Source organism: Prochlorococcus sp. MIT 0801, assembly GCF_000757865.1.
In the GTDB taxonomy this organism is placed as follows: Bacteria; Cyanobacteriota; Cyanobacteriia; order PCC-6307; family Cyanobiaceae; genus Prochlorococcus_B.
This window is the reverse complement of record NZ_CP007754.1, coordinates 436,267-454,979: the sequence shown is the minus strand read 5'-3', so window position 1 is coordinate 454,979 and position 18,713 is coordinate 436,267. Positions and strand designations below refer to the sequence as shown.

Below are 18,713 nucleotides of genomic sequence, written 5' to 3'. Positions count from 1 at the left end.
TAACTCACCATCAATGTCTAATTAAAATTGATTTTAGAAGACTTAAAACATAAAACAAAAGGAAAAAGAGAGCAGTCAATTTATACATGTTTGGAAGAAATCAAGTCTTCATGGAAAGGAAATGTCGGGGAGCTTATTCAAGATTGGGTAAAAATAGCTGGAGAGCAACTCGCATTGAATTGCACGCCTCTTAATATTAAAAATAAAATTTTAACGATTGGAGCAAGTCATCCTCAGTGGAGACAGGCTCTCCAGTACAACCGCTTAGAATTAATTGAGTCTTTAAAATCATATGGATATCAAATAAAAGAGATTCGGATTAGACAACATTATCCCAATAATTTAGTTGCCAGAGAGAGTGAAAAAGAAATATGGGAAAAGCACCCAAGTAGAACTGATAAGACTGGAATCACAAATTGTCCTTTTTGCAAAGTCCCATCTCCCAAGGGAGAAGTTAAATTATGGGGTAAATGTAGTTTTTGTAGAAGAAAAGAATTGAGAATAGATTGAACGATTTTGATTCAGGCTTCAAGTAATAAAATCCCCATTTGTCCCATTGCTAATGTTTGGTATTTTGCTTTTTTAAAGCCCGCAGAAAGTGCCAAATGAATTTGTTTTTCACCAGAAGGGAAGTTAACTAAACTTTTTTTTATATATGAATATTCTTTTCCCAATCCGAAAAGAGATGAAATTGGAACAACATAAAAACTTAAATAAATTTTTTGAAATACCCCTTGAATAGAGGTTCCTTCAAAAGATCTAAAATCTAAGATTCCAGCTCTTCCACCTGGTTTCAAAATCCTAAAAGCCTCTTTAAAACCTGCATAAGGGCTGGAAAGATTCCTTAAGCCATAGGCCATTAAAAGGCCATCGAATTGATGAGATGTGAGATTTGTCTCTAGAGCATCACCATTTATCCATTCAATTGAAGAATAGTTTTGCTTAGATCTTTCTCTCGCAACTAATAATGGTTTAGAAGCTGAATCTATCCCAGTAATATTTTTAGAACTCTCTATATATCTAGCCAAAAGTATTGACATATCTCCAGTTCCACAACAAAGATCTATCCATTTTTCTCCAAAAGTTGGATTAAGAATATCCAATAATCTTGTTTTCCAAAACCTATGCAATCCAAAGCTAAATATATCATTTAAAAAATCATATTTTGAAGAAATTGAATTAAACATTTCTTCTATAGCTTTAGTATTACCGGGCCTCATGTGATTATAGAAAAAAGCTTAGCTAGCAAAAAAATTTCAAGGCCTAAAGGCCTAAAGAATTAATCTTACATCCTTTTATGAGAATATTTATAATTCAATTGGTCTTATAGGTAAATTTGCTTTAATCAAATATTCTTTTATTTCTCTGATAGTTAATTGTCCATCATGCAATAAGGAAGCCAAGAGAGCCGCTGAAGATTTCCCCAAAGTAAAAGCCTCTTTAATGTGTCTCAAAGAACCAGCTCCTCCTGAGGCTATTACTGGTATTGAAACTTTCTCAGAAATATATTTCGTCAGTTCTATGTCATAACCATTTTGAGTTCCATCACCGTCCATGGAGGTTAAAAGGATTTCACCTGCTCCCATCTCAAACACTTTTTCTGCCCATTCAATCGCATCCAATCCTGTATTATTCCGTCCTCCACTCACATAAACGTCCCACTTATTGGGAATGTTTTTGTTCTTTTTCGCATCTATTGCGACCACAATACATTGAGATCCAAAACGATTGGCCCCTTGAGAAATCAACGAAGGGTCTTTAACAGCACTGGAATTCAAACTTACCTTGTCAGCTCCTGCTCGTAGCAATTCATTGATTCCATTCAATGAGCTGATTCCCCCTCCAACAGTAAAAGGAATGGTCACCGCTTCGGATGTTCGTCTAACCATATCAACCAAAGTCGCTCTTTTCTCGTGCGTAGCTGTTATGTCAAGGAAGACCAATTCATCCGCTCCTGCCTTGCTATATCTACATCCAAGCTCAACTGGATCGCCTGCATCACGCAATCCAACAAAATTAACCCCCTTAACCACTCGTCCGTTTGAAACATCAAGACAAGGGATCAATCTTAAAGCAACCATGATTTTTACTCTGAGGAACTGTTAAGGTGCCGAAATCAAGTAATTTAATTCCATGGCTAAGCCAACCTCCCTTTCAAGGATAGGTTCAAAAATTAAGATTAATATTGAACGTGTTCGAGATCGCATACCTTCTTATTTGATAGACCAACTATCAGAGGATCCAAGAGGTACTGTCATCGACTACAAGATGACTGACGGAAGAGGTGGTATTGGAGTGGTCATTAAAATGAATGACGGGAGCAAACATTGGTTCTTCGAGGATGAAGTTTCTTAACCCTGAGATTATAAAGTGAGCGATGCTAAGCAACTCCTTGGGATAAAAGGAGGTTCTGAAACAACAAACATTTGGAAGCTTCGGTTGCAATTAATGAAGCCCATCACATGGATTCCCTTGTTATGGGGAGTCATCTGTGGAGCAGCTGCCAGTGGTAATTATCACTGGGAATTAAGCAACATTCTTGCTTCGATAAGTTGCATGTTTATGAGCGGGCCACTCCTAACTGGATATACCCAAACAATAAATGATTATTTTGATAGAGAAATTGATGCAATAAATGAACCTAATAGACCAATACCTTCAGGGGCAATTTCACTTTTCCAAGTAAAATGTCAAATTTGGATTTTATTAATAGCTGGTCTTGCAGTTGCCTATTTATTAGATTTGTGGGCACATCACACAATTCCTTCCGTCCTTCTTTTGGCATTAGGAGGTTCATTTGTAAGTTTTATTTACTCAGCACCCCCTTTAAAACTTAAACAAAATGGTTGGCTTGGAAATTATGCACTAGGTGCAAGCTATATAGCTCTCCCCTGGTGGGCTGGACAGGCTCTATTTGGACATTTAACGTGGACAACTGCCATGCTCACTCTTGCCTATAGCTTGTCAGGATTAGGAATTGCTGTGATAAATGATTTTAAAAGCGTGGAAGGTGATAAAAGCCTAGGACTTGAATCACTTCCTGTTGTTTTTGGTATTAAAAATGCAAGTCGTATTAGTGCAGGAATGATAGATATCTTTCAGCTTGCAATGGTGGTAGTTTTAATCGCGATAGGACAAAATTTTGCATCTGTCATTCTGGTTTTACTAATAATTCCTCAAATCACATTTCAAGACATATGGCTATTACGTGATCCATTAAAATTTGACGTTAAATACCAAGCCAGTGCACAACCATTCCTAATTTTAGGAATGCTTGTAACTGCAATAGCCATAGGCCATAGTTCATTAATTAGTTTATAAAATTAATTTTTAATTCTATAAAATTAGAATGATAAATATTTTAAAAGGGTTGACATCCTATGTATAAGTCCTTTGATTAATTTTTTAATTTATTTAAAACAGCAATATAAAAACCATCTCCATTATCTTCCTCACCAGGCCATATCTGTTTTTCAAATTCTAATAAAAAATCAGACTTTAATTGAAGAAAGTTTTTTATCTGATTGAAATTTTCTTCAGGATGAATAGTACAGGTGGAATAGACCAATGTTCCTCCACTTTTTAATAAAGGAGTTAACGAGTTAAGTAAATGACTTTGAACAGCGACAAGCTCCTGAATATTTTCTTGGTTCATTCTCCATCTCGCATCAGGGTGGCGCGCAAGAGTACCCAATCCTGAGCATGGCGCATCAATAAGTATTCGATCAAAGAACCCTTTCCAAGCGGGATTTTTGAGTAATAGCTCATTGGAATCAGCAACCAATATTTGCAAGCATTTAGTCCCAAGCCTCTCTGAGTTGGCTATTATTTTTTTTGATCTTCTGAATGATCGATCAACAGACCACACCTCGCCCTTATTATTGATTAATTCAGCAATATGTGTTGATTTTCCTCCTGGTGCAGCACAAGCATCAAGAATCTTTTCTCCAGGCAAAGGTCCTAATGATGGGGAAATTAGCTGAGAAGATCTATCTTGAACACTCCATTTCCCTTCTACATAACCGGGCCATTTCCTAGGTTCACCAACACCAACTTGAACTTCCAATCCGTAAGGACAGTTTGGTATCAGATGATTATGAATACCACAGGAATCAAAAATTTCTTTTACTTCTTTTAAATCTGCACGCAATTTATTCACTCTTATGTCAATAGGACTAATGCAATTAAATGCTTTAGCAATCTTCTTAGCATCTTCTACTCCCTTCCAATTAATCAATTCATCTGCCAACCAAAGAGGAAGGGATTCGTTTTTAGCTAATTCTAAACTCGGATTATTTGATTTAGGTAGCAGTAGACCTCTCTCTTTGCTTCTAAGAGCAGATCGCAAGATTCCATTAACAACAGGGGCCAGCTTTTTTAAATTATGAGTTTTAGCAAGCTCTACAGTTGTGTTAATTGCAGCAGCTGGAGGCATTCTCTCCATTTTTAAAACCTGATAAAGCCCAAGATGCAATAGCCATCTCAACAAAGGAGGTTGTTTTTTAGCGGGTACTTTCCCTAAATAATCAATCCAACAATCTAAAAAATATCTTTGGCGAATTGCACCATAAGAAAGTTCAGTTATTAAGGCTTTATCGATCGACTTAAAGGAATAAAGATTAAAAATTCTATCCAAAGCAACATCTGCGAACGCACCTCCACCCACTGCTTGGATAACCTCCCAAGCAGCCTTTCTGGCATCTAAGCCTTTTATGGATGACTGGTTTCCACTCAAGAGCGATTATTTAAAAATTCAGTTCACAGTAAAGTGTGTATCAAATAAATCATAGCTCAAATCCCCCAGAAAGTCTTTTACCGCAGTGACTTTCAAAGCAATAGTCGGAGGTAGGCCAACTAAAAAGGTGTAACATAAGATACTTTTAACCTCCTCTTAAGGTAGTTAAATTTTATATAACTTCTTTAATGTGTGAGGACACTATGAAGCTTTTTTCACGTTTATTAGTAGCTCCAGCAGCTTTGGGCCTAATGGCTCCAGTTGCAGCTAATGCGGATTCTGCATTTTCATCAACTACAACTCTTTCTGGTAGCGCTGTTTTTACTGTTGGTTCAGTTGCTGACGGCGGAACTGCAGACAACCAAGAAGAGCTTTATATGCAATATGCATATGGCCTTGATATAAATACTAGTTTTACTGGCGAAGACCTATTCACAGCTGGAATTATCACTGGTAATGCTAGTGGTCCTTTAGCGAACATGGATAGTGCTGAAACAGGTGGCGGAACACTTTCAGTTTCATCTCTTTACTATGCATTCCCAGTTGGCGATCTTTCAGTAACTGCTGGTCCTTTGGTTGACCAAGATGATGTTGTTGCGGCAACAACTTCTGCTTACTCAGATGCTTTCAGACTAGGCAGCATGCCTTATTCTCTAGCTGGTAGCGAAACTGGTCCTGGACTTGGTGTTGCTTACTCTAATGACAACGGTGTTGTTGCTTCTGTAAGTTTCGTTTCTGTTGGTGGTAACGATTCAACTGTTGGAATCGGTGCTGACAATGGTGATGATGTTTCAACATTCACTCTTGGCTATAACGGCGACGGATTTGGCGGTGGTCTAGTGATCGCTTCTAACGACGGCGAAGCTGGAACTACTGGATATGACACATTTGGTGGTGGTATCTACTACACCCCTGAGTCAATCCCAGCAACTATCAGCATTGCTTACGACACAAAAGATCCAGAAGGAACAGCTAAAGACGAAACCGATCTATTCATCGGTATCGACTATGAAGTTGGTCCTGGAACACTAAGTGCTGCTTACAATGAAACTGATGTTGACGGTGGTAGCGATAAGGATGTAACAGGCTTTGAAGTCTCTTACACTTATGCAGTGAACGACAGCGTCACAATCACTCCTGGTTTCTTCACTGTAGAAGACAATACTGGTGATGATGACTCTGGTGTTGTTGTTGAAACTGTATTTAGCTTCTAATTAACTAGAAACCTAAATTCTCAAAGACAAAGAAAAAGCTCCTGTCCAATGGACAGGAGCTTTTTCTTTATTTAATATTCCAATAAATTGCTTTAATTTAATATTAGTTATTTAATTTAGTTCTCCATAATCAATTAAACCCTCTTTTCTACTATTCTCATTAAGGAACACCAACTGTTCTATATATGATTAGAAATGCCGATCCTAACTAGACGTTTTGAACGTCTAAAATCAGTACTAAATAAAAGGATTTCAGATCTCACTGTATTAATTGAGAATGTTGAAAAGCCTCATAATCTCTCAGCGATAATACGAAGTTGTGATGCAGTTGGTATTCTTGAGGCCTATGCAATCTTTAACAAAGAGAAGTTTTTAACATTTAATAGTACGGCTCAAGGAAGTCAAAAGTGGGTCAAAATAAACCAATATAAAAAGACCACCGAGGCAATAAAAGTTCTTAAAGAAAAAGGGTTTAAATTGTACGGAACGAACTTGAATCCCAGATCAATTGATTACAGAAAATGTGATTTCAAAGGGCCAACTGCATTTGTACTAGGTGCCGAGAAATGGGGTATCAGTGAGGAAGCAGCAAGTTTAATGGACGAGCATATTCATATTCCAATGAGAGGGATGGTTGAATCTTTGAATGTATCAGTTGCGGCATCGGCATTATTGTTTGAGGCGACAAGGCAACGACAAGTAGCCAATATGGTTCCTGAATCTGGGGAAGGCATGAGCAAAGAAACATACAAAGAAAAGCTTTTCGAGTGGGCTTACCCCGAGGTTGCTCAATGGTGCAAGAGTGAAGGCACAAAATATCCAGAACTTAATGATAAAGGAGAAATTATCGATGATCTTCCAAGAACAAAAAAAATGAGATATTAAATTCCAAATGTAAAATATGATTTAATTCTGCAGACTAGTTTCACTTATAACTTTCTCTAAGCCTTCTCCAATAAAAGATAGTCCCAGTACTAAAACGAACATAGCCATACCAGGATATATCGCTGTCCACCAGATACCAGTAGGCAATGCAACTAATGCCATATTTAAATCACTTCCCCATTCTGGAATATTCTCAGGAAGACCTAATCCAAGAAATCCCAATCCCCCAAGAACTAATACAGCATCTGCAGCATTAAGTGTTAAAACCACAGGTACAGAAGTAAGAACATTTTTAAGGAGGTACTTTCTTATTACCCACAAAGGGGAGGCTCCCATTGATATTGCTGCCTCAATATAAAGTTCTGATTTAACCTGTGCAGTCTGGTTCCTAACAAGTCGAAAATATTGAGGAATATAAACGACGCACAATGCTATTGATGCATTCAATATACCTCTGCCCAATAAAAATGCCATCACAACAGAAAGAAGAAGGACAGGAATTGTATAAAGAGTATCCATTAAAAGAACCAAAACCCTATCTAAAAGCCCACCGATGTAGCCACTTAAAAGTCCCAGAGGAATTCCTACAAGAACGGCAAGAGATACGGCAACAAAAACAACTTGTAACGCAATTCCACTCGCAGCTAAAGTTCTAATACAAACATCTCTTCCTAGTCGATCAGTTCCACACCAGTGATCTATGGATGGAGCCGAAAAAATCGGGTTCCCCAACCCAAACTCACCATTAGGGACAATCTTTAAAGATATTAATAGTGGTATAAAAATAGAGATGCATATATATATGGATAAAATTATCAGCCCAGCAAAAAATAACCGTGTCGACAAATTCTTTCGTCTTAAAAAATCACTCAAATTCAATGATCAAATAATAAGAGCTAATTAAATTTAGCTGTAAAAGGTAGAAATAAAGAAAAAGATTGCTTAAATAAATGAATACATACATTTTTATATGCATTTAAAAAATGATGGTCTCACCGTAGGGGAACTCACAACAACTATTGCAGTATTAATAGTTATAGGTTTTATATGGACAAACCTAACCAAAGATAAAAGGAATCAGGAGGTCTCAATGTTTATAAATAATTCAATAGAAATAAGCTCTACAAGACAAACATAGACCATATTAATATCTATTAATCACTATTTAATTTCAAGACAGCCATAAAAGCCTCTTGGGGAACATCTACTTTCCCCATAGACTTCATTCGTTTTTTCCCTTTTGCCTGTTTCTTCAACAATTTCTTTTTTCTTGATATATCTCCTCCGTAGCATTTTGACAAAACATCTTTTCGTAAAGCACTAATACCTTCACTTGCAATAATTCGACTCCCAATTGAAGCCTGTAAAGGAATCTTAAATTGCTGTTTTGGAATAAGTTCTTTCAATTTCTCAACAAGTCCTTTCCCGACACCATAAGCGTTATCTTTATGAACAATCGTTGTTAAAGGGTCTGCCCGTTCTGAATTAATTAAAACGTCTAATCTGACTAAATCATTTTCCCTATAACCAATCAAGTGATACTCCATAGAGGCATATCCTTTAGTTCTACTTTTCATCTGATCAAAGAAATCTGTCACAACTTCTGCAAGAGGTATTTCATAAATAAGCGTAACTCGATCAGTCGTTATGTACTTCATATCGATAAAGTCTCCTCTTCTATCCTGACAAAGACCCATCAAAGTTCCGTTGTAGTCATTGGGAGCATAAATTTCCATTCGAACGTAGGGTTCTTCTATAGTTTCACGTTTTTGAGGATCTGGAAGTGTAGCTGGATTATCGATCATCCTAACGTCTCCATCTATCATTCTCACTTTATAAATAACTGATGGAGCAGTAACAATTAAATCCAAATCATATTCACGTTCTAAACGCTCTTGAACAATTTCCATATGCAATAAACCTAAAAATCCACAACGGAAGCCAAATCCCATTGCACTACTTGTTTCAGGCTCATATTTCAATGCAGCATCAGATAGCTGTAATTTATCTAGAGCCTCTCTTAAATCTGGATATTGATCTGCATCCGTGGGAAACAATCCACAAAAAACCATTGGTTTGGCTTCGGCATAACCTGGCAAAGCATCTTCAGCAGGTCTATTCACCAACGTAATCGTGTCCCCTACTCTCGCATCAGCAACTGCTTTGATAGATGCAGCTAAATATCCAACTTCACCAGCATGAAGAGAATTTACTTTTACTTGATCAGGTGCCATAACACCTATTTCATCTAACTCATAACTTTTTTTACTAGACATAAGCAAAACCTTGTCTTTCTTACTTATGCCACCACTCATGATTCTGAAATAAACAATCACGCCTCTGTAAGGGTCGTAATAGGAATCAAAAATAAGTGCTTTTGTAGCTTGATCAGTATTATCTTTCGGAGAAGGTATTCTATCTACTACTGCTTGCAGTATTTCTGGAATACCAACCCCTGTTTTAGCAGAACAGGAAATTGCCTTAGATGTATCTAAACCAATAATTGATTCAATTTCATTTTTTATTTTCTCAGGATCAGCTCCAGGTAAATCAACTTTATTGAGAACAGGAATAATTTCTAAATCATTTTCCAAGGCGAGGTAAACATTGGCCAAAGTTTGAGCTTCTACTCCTTGACTAGCATCAACAACCAGCAAGGCCCCCTCACAAGCCTGTAATGATCGACTCACCTCATAAGAGAAGTCAACATGGCCAGGAGTATCAATCAAATTCAGGACATATTCCTCTCCATCATCCGCTTTATAATTCATCCTCGCAGCCTGTAATTTTATAGTTATTCCTCTCTCTCTCTCAAGGTCCATATTATCCAAGAATTGTTCTTGCATGTCTCTAGAGGAGACAGTGCCAGTATCCTGAAGAAGCCTATCTGCCAAGGTTGATTTACCATGGTCAATATGAGCAATTATGCAGAAGTTCCTCAGACGAGAAATGGGCACATTAGTCATACGAAAGCAATTAAAGGAGCAAGATCTTCATTTATCAATTCAACTCTGAATAAAAATTAAATATAGCTCACCAGTACTAAAGTTTTAAATTAATTTAAGTAAGAAATCGTTTCTTTTTCGAATTGCCAAAAGAGCTTCTTGATCTGAATTAATATCTGTACCAATACTGGGGAAAAGCTCTAACATTTTATTTTTCCATTTACTTGATTTCATTTTTTCCTTCCAGCAGCGGTTTAGAACTTCAATCATGATTGTTACTGCTGTGCTTGCGCCCGGAGAAGCACCAAGCAAAGCAGCTAAAGATCCATCTGATGAAGTAACCACTTCTGTCCCCATTTTTAAAACACCACCTTTAGAGGTTTGTTTAATTATTTGAACACGCTGTCCTGCAGTTGAAAGCTTCCAATCATTAGGTGAAACCTGAGGAAGAAATCTTTTTAAAGTATTTATTCGATCCTCATTTGTTTGTATTAATTGATTTAACAAGTATTTTCCTAAGTCTATATTGTCTAATCCTGCTTGCAACATTGAGAAAAGATTAGTTGTTTTGATTGATCTAAACAAATCCAACTTTGATCCGTATTTTAAAAAATTTGAACTAAATCCTGCGAAAGGACCAAACAAAAGAGATTTTTTTTTATCTATCCATCTTGTATCTAAGTGCGGGACTGACATTGGCGGGGCTCCAACTGCTGCCTTTCCATAAACCTTTGCATTATGTGTTTTTGTTGATTTCTCCTCATCACAAATCAACCACTTGCCGCTAACAGGGAATCCTGCATATAACAAGCCTTCTGGAATTCTCGATTTTTGCAAAAGGGATAAAGCTCCTCCACCTGCCCCCAGGAAAACAAACTTTGATCTAACAATTCTATTTTTTTTGGCTCCTTCTAAAGATAAATACCAATCTCCTTCACTATCTTGTTGAAGATTTTCAACATTAGTAGAGTAGTTAATATCAATAGATTTTGCTCCTTCAATTTGATTGATATATGAGCGAGTTAAATTGCCAAAATCAATATCAGTACCTCTTTTAATTCTTGTCGCGGCAATCTTCTCACTCTGTTTCCTACCATCCATAATCAATGGAATCCAATCTTGTAATTCACAATGGTCCATAGTGAATTCCATTTTGGCAAAAGCGGCATGAGAACTAAGTTTAGAAAACCTTTTTTTAAGCAAAGAAATATCCTCATCTCCAAAGACAAGGCTGATGTGTGGCAACTTATTTAAAAAAGTTTTTGGTATCAATTTCCCTTTTTCTGCCAAAGATGCCCAAAATTCTAAGCTTTGCTCAAAGGATTTATTTATTTCAAAAGCTTTGGTAGTACTAAGTTGGCCATCCTCTTGGATTGGAGTGTAATTAAGCTCACAGTTAGCAGCATGTCCTGTTCCAGCATTATTCTTAGCGCAGCTACTTTCCAAGCCAGCAGAAGATAGTTTTTCAACAACCAACAACCGTAAATCCGGCTCAAGCTCATGCAGAAGTACTGCAAGAGTTGAGCTCATGATTCCTGCACCTACTAATATTGCGTCATAAGTATTTTCTGAATCTGGAGTGCCGGTATTAAACAAAATCTTTATCAAGATTACATACAGACTATCCTGCAATTAACTAAGCTAAGCAAAATTAAATTAAGTAAATCGAAATGAGCGACGAAACTCTTGCACTGACGACAGAAAACGTTGAAAAGGTTCTTGATGAATTAAGACCTTTTCTGATGGCTGATGGAGGAAATGTAGAGATAGCTGAAATAGATGGACCAATCGTCAAAGTTAGACTTCAGGGGGCTTGCGGAAGTTGCCCTAGTAGCACAATGACTTTAAAAATGGGTATTGAAAGAAAACTAAGGGAAATGATTCCGGAGGTTAGCGAGGTAATACAAGTTTTATAAATTAACTTTCTAATTAACCATTATTGTTTAATTTAGAGAACTTAATTCTCTTTTAATTGCAGACTTATAATCAAGACAATCTAAAGGCAGACCATTATAGATTAGATAACCGATTGGAGCCATTAGTCCAACAGTAAAAATAAGATTAGACACTTCTAAACCTAAGTTTCTTAGCAAAAAAGTTATTCCATAAATCCCTAAAAGATAAACATGCAGAATCAAAAATTCTTTACTATTTTGAACAGGCCATCTAAAGATAGAACCTAAAAAAAACAAAACACCTTTCATTACTCTTCTTGATAGTTAATTAATCATACATAATCTTTAATAATTTTCACTGATAAATATGTATCTAAAGATGAAAAATGATGTATCAATTAATTTTTGAACTTTGATTTATTTAGAGAATATTCTTTTTTAAGTTTTCTCATTCTTCTTGCCCATATAAGTGTCGCGATAACAACCCACAAAAAGAAGCCCCCCAAAGCAAAAAGGCTAGCTGTGTAATTCATGAAGCAATACTTTTAAAAAGTTAGAATTGAGGTCTTTTGAAGCCAAAATATTCCAGTCACTATTGATAGTGCTCCTATTGATCTCATCAAGAAAGGATAAAACATTTTATTAGCTTTACTCGTTGCAAAAGATATTCCTAAAACAACGCATCCCATTGCAAAAATTGATCCAAGTAAATATGAAAATAGATAAGCCAATGCTCCAAACAAAGGCAATGCTAATGCTGGAATAACTGCAACCAAATGACTGGCTCCAGCGAACCCGTGTAAAACCCCTAATCCAGTTGCAGCATGTGTATGACTTCTGTGAAGTTTATTTCCAAGTGAATGGAAATGAAAATGTTTATGAGTCGCTTCTTCTCCATGCATATGCTGATGCATGTGAATGTTTACTTTCAAGGAAGTCCTAATAGCGACTCCCCCGACAATCAAAAGGCTTATACCAACAAGAAACTCTGCATAAGAAGACATTAGTTCAATGTTTATTAGGTCCTTAGCCAAAATCCCTAATATCGAGAGAATTAAAACCCCTGCTGAGTGCCCAATCCCCCATGCCAACCCATTTATCAAAGCTACTCGAGGGTTTCTGACAGAGGAAGGAGCCATTGCCACCATATGATCAGCACCACTAACTACATGCACCGCCCCAGAAGAAAAGCCAGTCAAGACGCTGATCAACATGAGAACAGATCAGATAAGATTACTTTCTTGAAGAAATTATTATCTTCATTCAATGGGAACAATTTATCTAAAATCAATTCTTCAATATTACATCCCAGCAGTTTAAATATGTTGATGAAATTTTGTATAAACAAAATTTTTCATCAAAATAAAGTTTTGAGACTTTCGTTTTTACGAAATTTGATCCTTTTGAAGTTTTCCAGACATCTCATAGGCCTCTGAACTTCCACCATGACCATGCGCAATACCTAATTCATGCATTTTCGCATGCTCATCAATAGTGTCTCTGAGCTCTTTTGAGCCCGAACCGAATGTTGAATAAACGCCATAGGCTACTGAGCCGGCTAGTAAAACAACAATTCCTCCTATCAGCATCAATAAGGTTGGATCAGTAGTTGAAGTTTCCATTTGTATTGATTAATTCAAGTGATTCTACTGTATGAATACAGACATCGAGAGCTACAAAAGGAAACTACTTAAATTGGCCTATTATAATCTTAAATTCAATGGATCAATAATTGAAAAGACATTTGTATATAAAGGATTTTGAAGTGATAAATACTTTAAAAAATAATTAATTACCAGCGATAGAAAATAATTTAGTTTATATATGTGTAATCAGAATATTATATTGTTTTTTTATCAATTAATATAATATTAAAGAGTGGAATTATAAGCTAAAAGACCGAAAAAGCCCAATATCAAAAGGATGCTAGCAATCCTGCTAAAAGTTATGGGGCCAAAATCGATTTTCATCTTGAAACTTAATTAGGAATAGCATTTTAATATAAAACCCATAAAAAGTGAAACACTTTTAAAAGAAATAAATTCAAAAGTTCAAAAAAATATCATTTCCACTAATTTGCCCAACAAAACCAAAAGCTAATCACTCTTTTGATTATTAACTTCTAAATGATGCTCATCAGAATCGATCTGTTTCTCACTTTTTTTTATTTGCCCATCGAACATAACCACCCATTCTTGAGCTTTGATTTTTTGTTCTTTTTTAATATTCATGAACCAATAAAAAATTAAAACCATCATACTTTAATAACATGTTTTTTTTAATCGCTTATAAAATACAAAAAAAAATTGTAGGCGTTAGGTTGACATAACTAGAAGACAGACACAAATTGGTAAGTTGGCAAAAAAAAGATATTCTTAGTAACCACAACTAAGAAAAAAAAAGATATGTCACCAATATTGTTCAAAGACAATATGCCCGCGCTGCAAAATAAAGCTTATTTCAATTATGGAGGTCAAGGTCCACTCCCAACTCAATCATTAAATGCAATAACTTCTAGTTGGCAAACAATTCAAAAATTAGGTCCATTCACAAATAATGTTTGGCCATACATCACGAAAGAGGTAATAACCACAAAAAATCTTATAGCGGAGATTTGCTCTATACATCCTAAGAGAATTGCATTTACTGAAAATGTCACCTCCGGATGTGTCTTGCCTTTACTAGGGCTACCATTTTCTGATGGTGATAATTTATTACTTAGCGATTGTGAGCATCCGGGGATAATTGCAGCATGCAAAGAGTTAGCTCGAAAAAAGAATCTAACAATAGCAATACTTCCTGTATCAAAGTTATGCAATGGTAACGACAAGAAAGATGAGACGTATAACACAGTACTGAAATTGATAGATGAATATCTTCAAAAAAATACGAAGCTTATTGTTCTTTCACATCTCCTTTGGAATACAGGGCAAATTATGCCAATTGAACTTATTTCAAAAAGACTTAAAGAGCATTCAAGCAAACCTTATTTATTAGTTGATGCTGCTCAAAGCTTTTGTCATATTCCAAGCAAAGGTGCTTGTGATACTGCGGACATCTATGCGTTTACAGGACATAAATGGGCTTACGGGCCTGAGGGCTTGGGCGCTGTTGTTCTTTCAGCAAGAGTTCTAGAAGAATCTAGCCCAACATTGATTGGTTGGAAAAGCTTAAAAGCTGAAGAAGGAATACATATAAATAATAAAGCTCCTTTTCATTCTGATGCCAGACGTTTTGAGATAGCGACTTCTTGTATCCCTCTTTTAGCTGGTCTCAGAAGCTCTCTAGCAATGCTAAAAAACGAAGGTAATGAGACTGAGCGCTTTTTTAAGATTAAAAGCCTCAGCTGTATCCTGTGGGAGAAACTCAACCAAATCAAAAACATTGAACTTGTTTTAAATAGTCCTCCACCTTCAGGAATTATAAGTTTTACCATTAATGGGAACCATTCTCCTGAAGAGGTTGTCGATTATCTTGGTAAAGAGAATTTATGGATAAGAGTCCTCGAGGATCCTAAATGGCTTCGTGCTTGCGTTCACATAACTACAGATTCAAACGAAATAGATAACCTTGTTATTGGTCTAAAAAATTTCATCTCGACTAAGTAGTCAAATAACATCTGTTCTTAAAGATAGTGCTTTTCTAGCTTGTTCACGATCGTCAAAATAAATTGTCTGATCTTTTAGAATTTGATAATCCTCATGACCTTTCCCTGCGATTAAAACAACATCGTTTTTCTTGGCTTTTGCTATGGCAAATTGAATTGCAATGGATCTCTCTGGCTCAACAGAAATTTCAGAATCAATTGTTATACCCTTTTCAATATCTTTAATAATTTCGATTGGGTCTTCTTGTCGAGGATTATCAGATGTCACAACTATACAATCTGCAAACTTAGCAGCAACTTCCCCCATCTTAGATCTTTTACCTTTATCTCTATCACCACCACAACCAAAGACACAAATTAATCTTTTTTTCGTCAATGATCTTGATGCGATTAAAGCATTTTGTAAACCATCTGGTGTATGAGCATAATCTACTATCACTAGTGGATAGCCGTCTTTTACTTTAAATCCATCCATGTTTATCAGTTGCATTCTCCCTGGCACTCCAGGGAACTTGTTTAAAGCTTCTAAAAGATCATTTAATGGGAGTCCCCTTTGAACTAAAATTCCTACTGCTTGCAACATATTCATTAAATTAAACTCACCTATTAGTGGTGAAATAAAATTTCCCACCCCAAATGGCGTATGCAATTTTCCCATGTATCCGTCTTGCATAATTTGAAGATTGCTAATATATAAATCTGGTTTCTCTCTGGTTTGGGAGTTCTCTTTTAATGAACATGTCCAACATTTTTTGTTGAGCTCTTTTGCTAATATTGAACCCCATTTATCGTCTATATTAATTACTGATCTAGGACCATCATCGTCTATCAGATGTGATCGGAACAAACTAGCTTTAGCCTCAAAATAAGATTCCATTGAATCGTGATAATCTAAATGGTCTCTTGAAAGGTTTGTAAATATTGCCCCATTAAAATCACAACCAGCGACTCTATTCTGAGACAACGCATGTGAACTTACTTCCATTGCTGCATATTCAACTCCTGCCTGAACGGCTTTCCTAAGTTTTGCCTGCAAAGGGACCGCAAAAGTAGTTGTATATTTTGAAGTTTCCTCATGATTAGGCCATCTATTAATTAATGTTCCAAACAAAGCGGATGGATGGCCAAGCGAAGTAGTCAGAAATTCAATTAAAAATGATGTAGTCGTTTTTCCGTTAGTACCAGTAATACCTATCAAACAAATCTCACTAGATGGCTTACCCCAAAAATCTGCAGCTAATTTACCCATAAATAGTGATACAGGCTCTGGGAGAATAACTACGGGGTCTTCGTTAGCTGGCGGATTTAAAAGAGAAGCCTTTTTACTAATAATGGCTGCACAAGCACCTCTCTCAAGTGCTTTTGCCCAAAAGTTCCCCCCATCAACTTTTTCACCTTCTAAACCTAAGAACAAATCACCTTTCTCAATTTCTCTAGAATCAGTGGACAGATTTTTTATTTCTGGATTTGCTAACCCTGAGCGGACCTGAAGATCAATTGCTTTCAACAAAGTGTGCAGATAACGCGACAAAACAAACCTCGGATAATGAAAAATCAATGAAGGATCATTTCAAGTATAAAAAGATCTGCATGATTTTCACCACAAAAGAAATCTACTTACTATTCAGTAATTAAAAAGAAATTTAATCTTCTTCATAAAATAATTTTAGTTATTAAAAAAATAAATTATGTTTTTCTCTTTGAAATCAATAAAGAACTTTATTAAAAAGAAGAATTGGTTATTTTCTTAAACTTTTTTGTACAAAATATTCAAATTCTTTTGTATCCAAGATAAAAGCATGTCTTCCTTTAAACGTGGTGAGACCCGAGGCAATTCAATCTTTTTTAACAATCTAGTTGAGTCAAGAACTATTACTGGAACTTCATTTGTATACTTCATTTGTATATCTAAAGACACTGTTTTACTATCTATATCGATAATGGAAAGCACAACAGAAGGGTTTAAATTATCTAGACATATCCTAGATAATTTCTCCTCAAGTGTTTGACACAAGCAGCAGCCTTTACGTGAATATAAGATCAATACCTCTGAGTTCATTTTTCTGGAACTGGGTCACACCCACATGGGGTAAAAGGATGACATTTACTTAATCTTTTCAAGGTCAACCAACCACCTCTCCAAGGACCATGCCTATTAACGGCTTCTATCCCATAAGCACTGCAACTAGGGATAAATCGACAACTCGGTCCAAACAATGGTGAAATCCACTTCTGATAAAAGGAAATCAAACTAACAAAAATAAGTGCAATGGCTTTATTGATCTTTGTAAGCATCTTTAGATAGAATAATGAACTGGTGAATCAGGGGGCAATGGATTTATTCCAGATTACCCTTACCAGTGAACATTTTCTAAATTAAACCCTTATGTCTAGATACCGCGGACCTCGTTTGAGGATCACGCGACGCTTGGGAGACCTACCTGGTCTCACCCGGAAGGCCGCAAAAAGGTCTCATCCACCAGGTCAGCACGGCCAAGCCCGTCGCAAGCGCTCTGAATACGCGATCCGACTCGAAGAAAAGCAAAAACTTCGATTCAACTATGGTATTTCTGAACGCCAGCTTGTTCGCTACGTAAAGAAAGCTCGTGCTCAGGAGGGTTCCACAGGAACAAATCTCTTAAAGCTTCTGGAAAATAGGCTTGATAATGTTTGTTTTAGGCTTGGATTTGGACCTACCATCCCAGGTTCAAGACAGTTAGTAAACCATGGGCATGTAACTGTTAATGGCAAAATCACTGACATTGCAAGTTACCAATGCAAGGCTGGAGATGTGATTGCTATCAGAGACAACAAAGCTAGTAAGCAACTGGCTCAAGCTAACTTAGAATTCCCAGGTCTTGCTAATGTTCCTCCGCACCTTGAGCTTGATAAAACCAAACTCTCGGCAAAGATATCTGCAAAGACAGATAGGGAATGGGTTGCTATTGAAATTAATGAATTGTTAGTTGTTGAGTATTACTCAAGAAAAGTTTAGAGCTAATCTATTACTTTCTTCTGACGACTCAGTTCAAACTTTTGTCAAACTCTTGCTAAGCTGTTTTCAGTAAGGTGAGAGTTTTTTTATTTCGAATATCCCCGAAAAAAACAAAAATGCTTGGAGGTAAAGGCTCTGTCTTGTCATTTTAAAGAGATCCAAACGTTTTCTGGTATTGAGAGCTAGTCCCAATTTAATAATAAGAAGTACAAGTACAAAGTTGTTAAGGATGTACATACCGTAGGTGATTCAATTGATAAATCACTTGATGCACATAAAGCACTAAGGAACGAGATCGCAGATCAGGTTGAGGAAGCAGCATTCGCAAAAGCTCAGTACGAAATAGAAACCAATAAACCTAGAAGAAGATCAAGAATGATTGGCGAGAATATGGTTTAGTCCAAGGAAGTCAGCATAAAGAAATTCCTCCACAACTT

At 36.3% G+C, this 18,713-nt stretch carries 23 protein-coding genes; 9 read left to right on the top strand and 14 right to left on the bottom strand.

The features are described 5' to 3' along the window. Window positions 1-27: 27 nt before the first annotated feature. Window positions 28-510 (top strand): DUF721 domain-containing protein, encoded by a 483-nt coding sequence (locus tag EW15_RS02400; RefSeq protein ID WP_038651461.1) that lies wholly within the window; start codon window positions 28-30, stop codon window positions 508-510. 11 nt (window positions 511-521) lie between these two features. On the opposite strand, the gene ubiE is transcribed toward EW15_RS02400, so the two are convergent. Then, a complete protein-coding gene (gene ubiE, locus EW15_RS02395) occupies window positions 522-1,220 on the bottom strand; it encodes a bifunctional demethylmenaquinone methyltransferase/2-methoxy-6-polyprenyl-1,4-benzoquinol methylase UbiE (RefSeq protein ID WP_038651458.1) in 699 nt (232 codons plus the stop codon). Window positions 1,221-1,307: 87 nt separating this feature from the next. Continuing rightward, a complete protein-coding gene (gene hisF, locus EW15_RS02390) occupies window positions 1,308-2,081 on the bottom strand; it encodes an imidazole glycerol phosphate synthase subunit HisF (protein WP_038651455.1) in 774 nt (257 codons plus the stop codon). A 52-nt stretch (window positions 2,082-2,133) separates the two neighbouring features. On the opposite strand from hisF, the gene EW15_RS02385 reads away from it, so the two are divergent. After that, window positions 2,134-2,355 (top strand): DUF2862 domain-containing protein, encoded by a 222-nt coding sequence (locus EW15_RS02385; RefSeq protein ID WP_011823230.1) that lies wholly within the window; start codon window positions 2,134-2,136, stop codon window positions 2,353-2,355. Between the two features lie 15 nt (window positions 2,356-2,370). Beyond that, window positions 2,371-3,321, top strand: coding sequence for a chlorophyll synthase ChlG (gene chlG / locus EW15_RS02380; RefSeq protein ID WP_038651451.1), 951 nt, complete (start codon window positions 2,371-2,373; stop codon window positions 3,319-3,321). A gap of 76 nt (window positions 3,322-3,397) precedes the next feature. Here the strand turns inward: chlG and EW15_RS02375 are convergent, their stop codons facing one another. Then, window positions 3,398-4,735 carry a 16S rRNA (cytosine(967)-C(5))-methyltransferase gene (locus tag EW15_RS02375; RefSeq protein ID WP_225866591.1) on the bottom strand — a complete coding sequence of 446 codons (1,338 nt, stop codon included), beginning with the start codon at window positions 4,733-4,735 and terminating at the stop codon, window positions 3,398-3,400. A 203-nt stretch (window positions 4,736-4,938) separates the two neighbouring features. Between EW15_RS02375 and EW15_RS02370 the strand changes: the two genes are divergently transcribed. Continuing rightward, on the top strand, window positions 4,939-5,949 hold the full coding sequence (locus EW15_RS02370; RefSeq protein WP_038651448.1) for a porin: 1,011 nt from the start codon (window positions 4,939-4,941) through the stop codon (window positions 5,947-5,949). Between the two features lie 195 nt (window positions 5,950-6,144). Next, complete coding sequence (gene trmH, locus EW15_RS02365) at window positions 6,145-6,834, top strand: tRNA (guanosine(18)-2'-O)-methyltransferase TrmH (protein WP_038651445.1); 690 nt, start codon at window positions 6,145-6,147, stop codon at window positions 6,832-6,834. A gap of 21 nt (window positions 6,835-6,855) precedes the next feature. Here the strand turns inward: trmH and EW15_RS02360 are convergent, their stop codons facing one another. Beyond that, window positions 6,856-7,680 carry an ABC transporter permease gene (locus tag EW15_RS02360; protein WP_225866590.1) on the bottom strand — a complete coding sequence of 275 codons (825 nt, stop codon included), beginning with the start codon at window positions 7,678-7,680 and terminating at the stop codon, window positions 6,856-6,858. Between the two features lie 124 nt (window positions 7,681-7,804). On the opposite strand from EW15_RS02360, the gene EW15_RS10760 reads away from it, so the two are divergent. Then, a complete protein-coding gene (locus tag EW15_RS10760; RefSeq protein ID WP_156095718.1) occupies window positions 7,805-7,972 on the top strand; it encodes a hypothetical protein in 168 nt (55 codons plus the stop codon). A gap of 16 nt (window positions 7,973-7,988) precedes the next feature. Here the strand turns inward: EW15_RS10760 and lepA are convergent, their stop codons facing one another. Together lepA and EW15_RS02350 are read right to left on the bottom strand one after the other, a co-directional pair. Continuing rightward, window positions 7,989-9,800: a translation elongation factor 4 gene (lepA, locus tag EW15_RS02355; RefSeq protein WP_038651442.1), complete on the bottom strand. Its 1,812-nt coding sequence runs from the start codon at window positions 9,798-9,800 to the stop codon at window positions 7,989-7,991. Between the two features lie 84 nt (window positions 9,801-9,884). Continuing rightward, on the bottom strand, window positions 9,885-11,375 hold the full coding sequence (locus EW15_RS02350) for a malate:quinone oxidoreductase (RefSeq protein ID WP_038651439.1): 1,491 nt from the start codon (window positions 11,373-11,375) through the stop codon (window positions 9,885-9,887). Between the two features lie 74 nt (window positions 11,376-11,449). Between EW15_RS02350 and EW15_RS02345 the strand changes: the two genes are divergently transcribed. Continuing rightward, window positions 11,450-11,695, top strand: coding sequence for a NifU family protein (locus tag EW15_RS02345; RefSeq protein WP_011294385.1), 246 nt, complete (start codon window positions 11,450-11,452; stop codon window positions 11,693-11,695). Between the two features lie 27 nt (window positions 11,696-11,722). Here EW15_RS02345 and EW15_RS02340 read toward each other — a convergent pair whose 3' ends face one another. From EW15_RS02340 to EW15_RS11535, 5 genes are all read right to left on the bottom strand, one after another. Next, a complete protein-coding gene (locus EW15_RS02340) occupies window positions 11,723-11,983 on the bottom strand; it encodes a hypothetical protein (RefSeq protein WP_011294384.1) in 261 nt (86 codons plus the stop codon). Between the two features lie 89 nt (window positions 11,984-12,072). Further along, entirely contained in the window at window positions 12,073-12,207 is a 135-nt protein-coding gene (locus tag EW15_RS11540) for a hypothetical protein (RefSeq protein ID WP_011294987.1), read from the bottom strand. Between the two features lie 12 nt (window positions 12,208-12,219). Then, the gene (locus EW15_RS02335) at window positions 12,220-12,888 is read right to left on the bottom strand and encodes a hydantoin utilization protein A (RefSeq protein ID WP_038651435.1); all 669 of its coding nucleotides are present in this window, start codon (window positions 12,886-12,888) and stop codon (window positions 12,220-12,222) included. A 171-nt stretch (window positions 12,889-13,059) separates the two neighbouring features. Further along, the gene (psbN, locus tag EW15_RS02330; protein WP_225866589.1) at window positions 13,060-13,296 is read right to left on the bottom strand and encodes a photosystem II reaction center protein PsbN; all 237 of its coding nucleotides are present in this window, start codon (window positions 13,294-13,296) and stop codon (window positions 13,060-13,062) included. Window positions 13,297-13,770: 474 nt separating this feature from the next. Then, window positions 13,771-13,905 carry a hypothetical protein gene (locus tag EW15_RS11535; RefSeq protein ID WP_011823217.1) on the bottom strand — a complete coding sequence of 45 codons (135 nt, stop codon included), beginning with the start codon at window positions 13,903-13,905 and terminating at the stop codon, window positions 13,771-13,773. A gap of 174 nt (window positions 13,906-14,079) precedes the next feature. Here EW15_RS11535 and EW15_RS02325 point away from each other — a divergent pair, with 174 nt between their 5' ends. After that, window positions 14,080-15,282, top strand: a complete 1,203-nt coding sequence (locus EW15_RS02325) for an aminotransferase class V-fold PLP-dependent enzyme (RefSeq protein ID WP_038651432.1) — start codon at window positions 14,080-14,082, stop codon at window positions 15,280-15,282. Here the strand turns inward: EW15_RS02325 and EW15_RS02320 are convergent, their stop codons facing one another. From EW15_RS02320 to yidD, 3 genes are all read right to left on the bottom strand, one after another. Further along, window positions 15,283-16,812 carry a UDP-N-acetylmuramoyl-L-alanyl-D-glutamate--2,6-diaminopimelate ligase gene (locus tag EW15_RS02320; RefSeq protein ID WP_038655038.1) on the bottom strand — a complete coding sequence of 510 codons (1,530 nt, stop codon included), beginning with the start codon at window positions 16,810-16,812 and terminating at the stop codon, window positions 15,283-15,285. Window positions 16,813-17,028: 216 nt separating this feature from the next. Further along, window positions 17,029-17,340, bottom strand: a complete 312-nt coding sequence (locus tag EW15_RS02315) for a glutaredoxin family protein (protein ID WP_038651429.1) — start codon at window positions 17,338-17,340, stop codon at window positions 17,029-17,031. Then, a complete protein-coding gene (yidD, locus tag EW15_RS02310; protein WP_038651426.1) occupies window positions 17,337-17,576 on the bottom strand; it encodes a membrane protein insertion efficiency factor YidD in 240 nt (79 codons plus the stop codon). The genes EW15_RS02315 and yidD overlap by 4 nt, the downstream gene beginning before the upstream one ends. 91 nt (window positions 17,577-17,667) lie before the next feature. On the opposite strand from yidD, the gene rpsD reads away from it, so the two are divergent. Beyond that, entirely contained in the window at window positions 17,668-18,276 is a 609-nt protein-coding gene (gene rpsD, locus EW15_RS02305) for a 30S ribosomal protein S4 (protein ID WP_038651422.1), read from the top strand. Window positions 18,277-18,713: the final 437 nt, after the last annotated feature.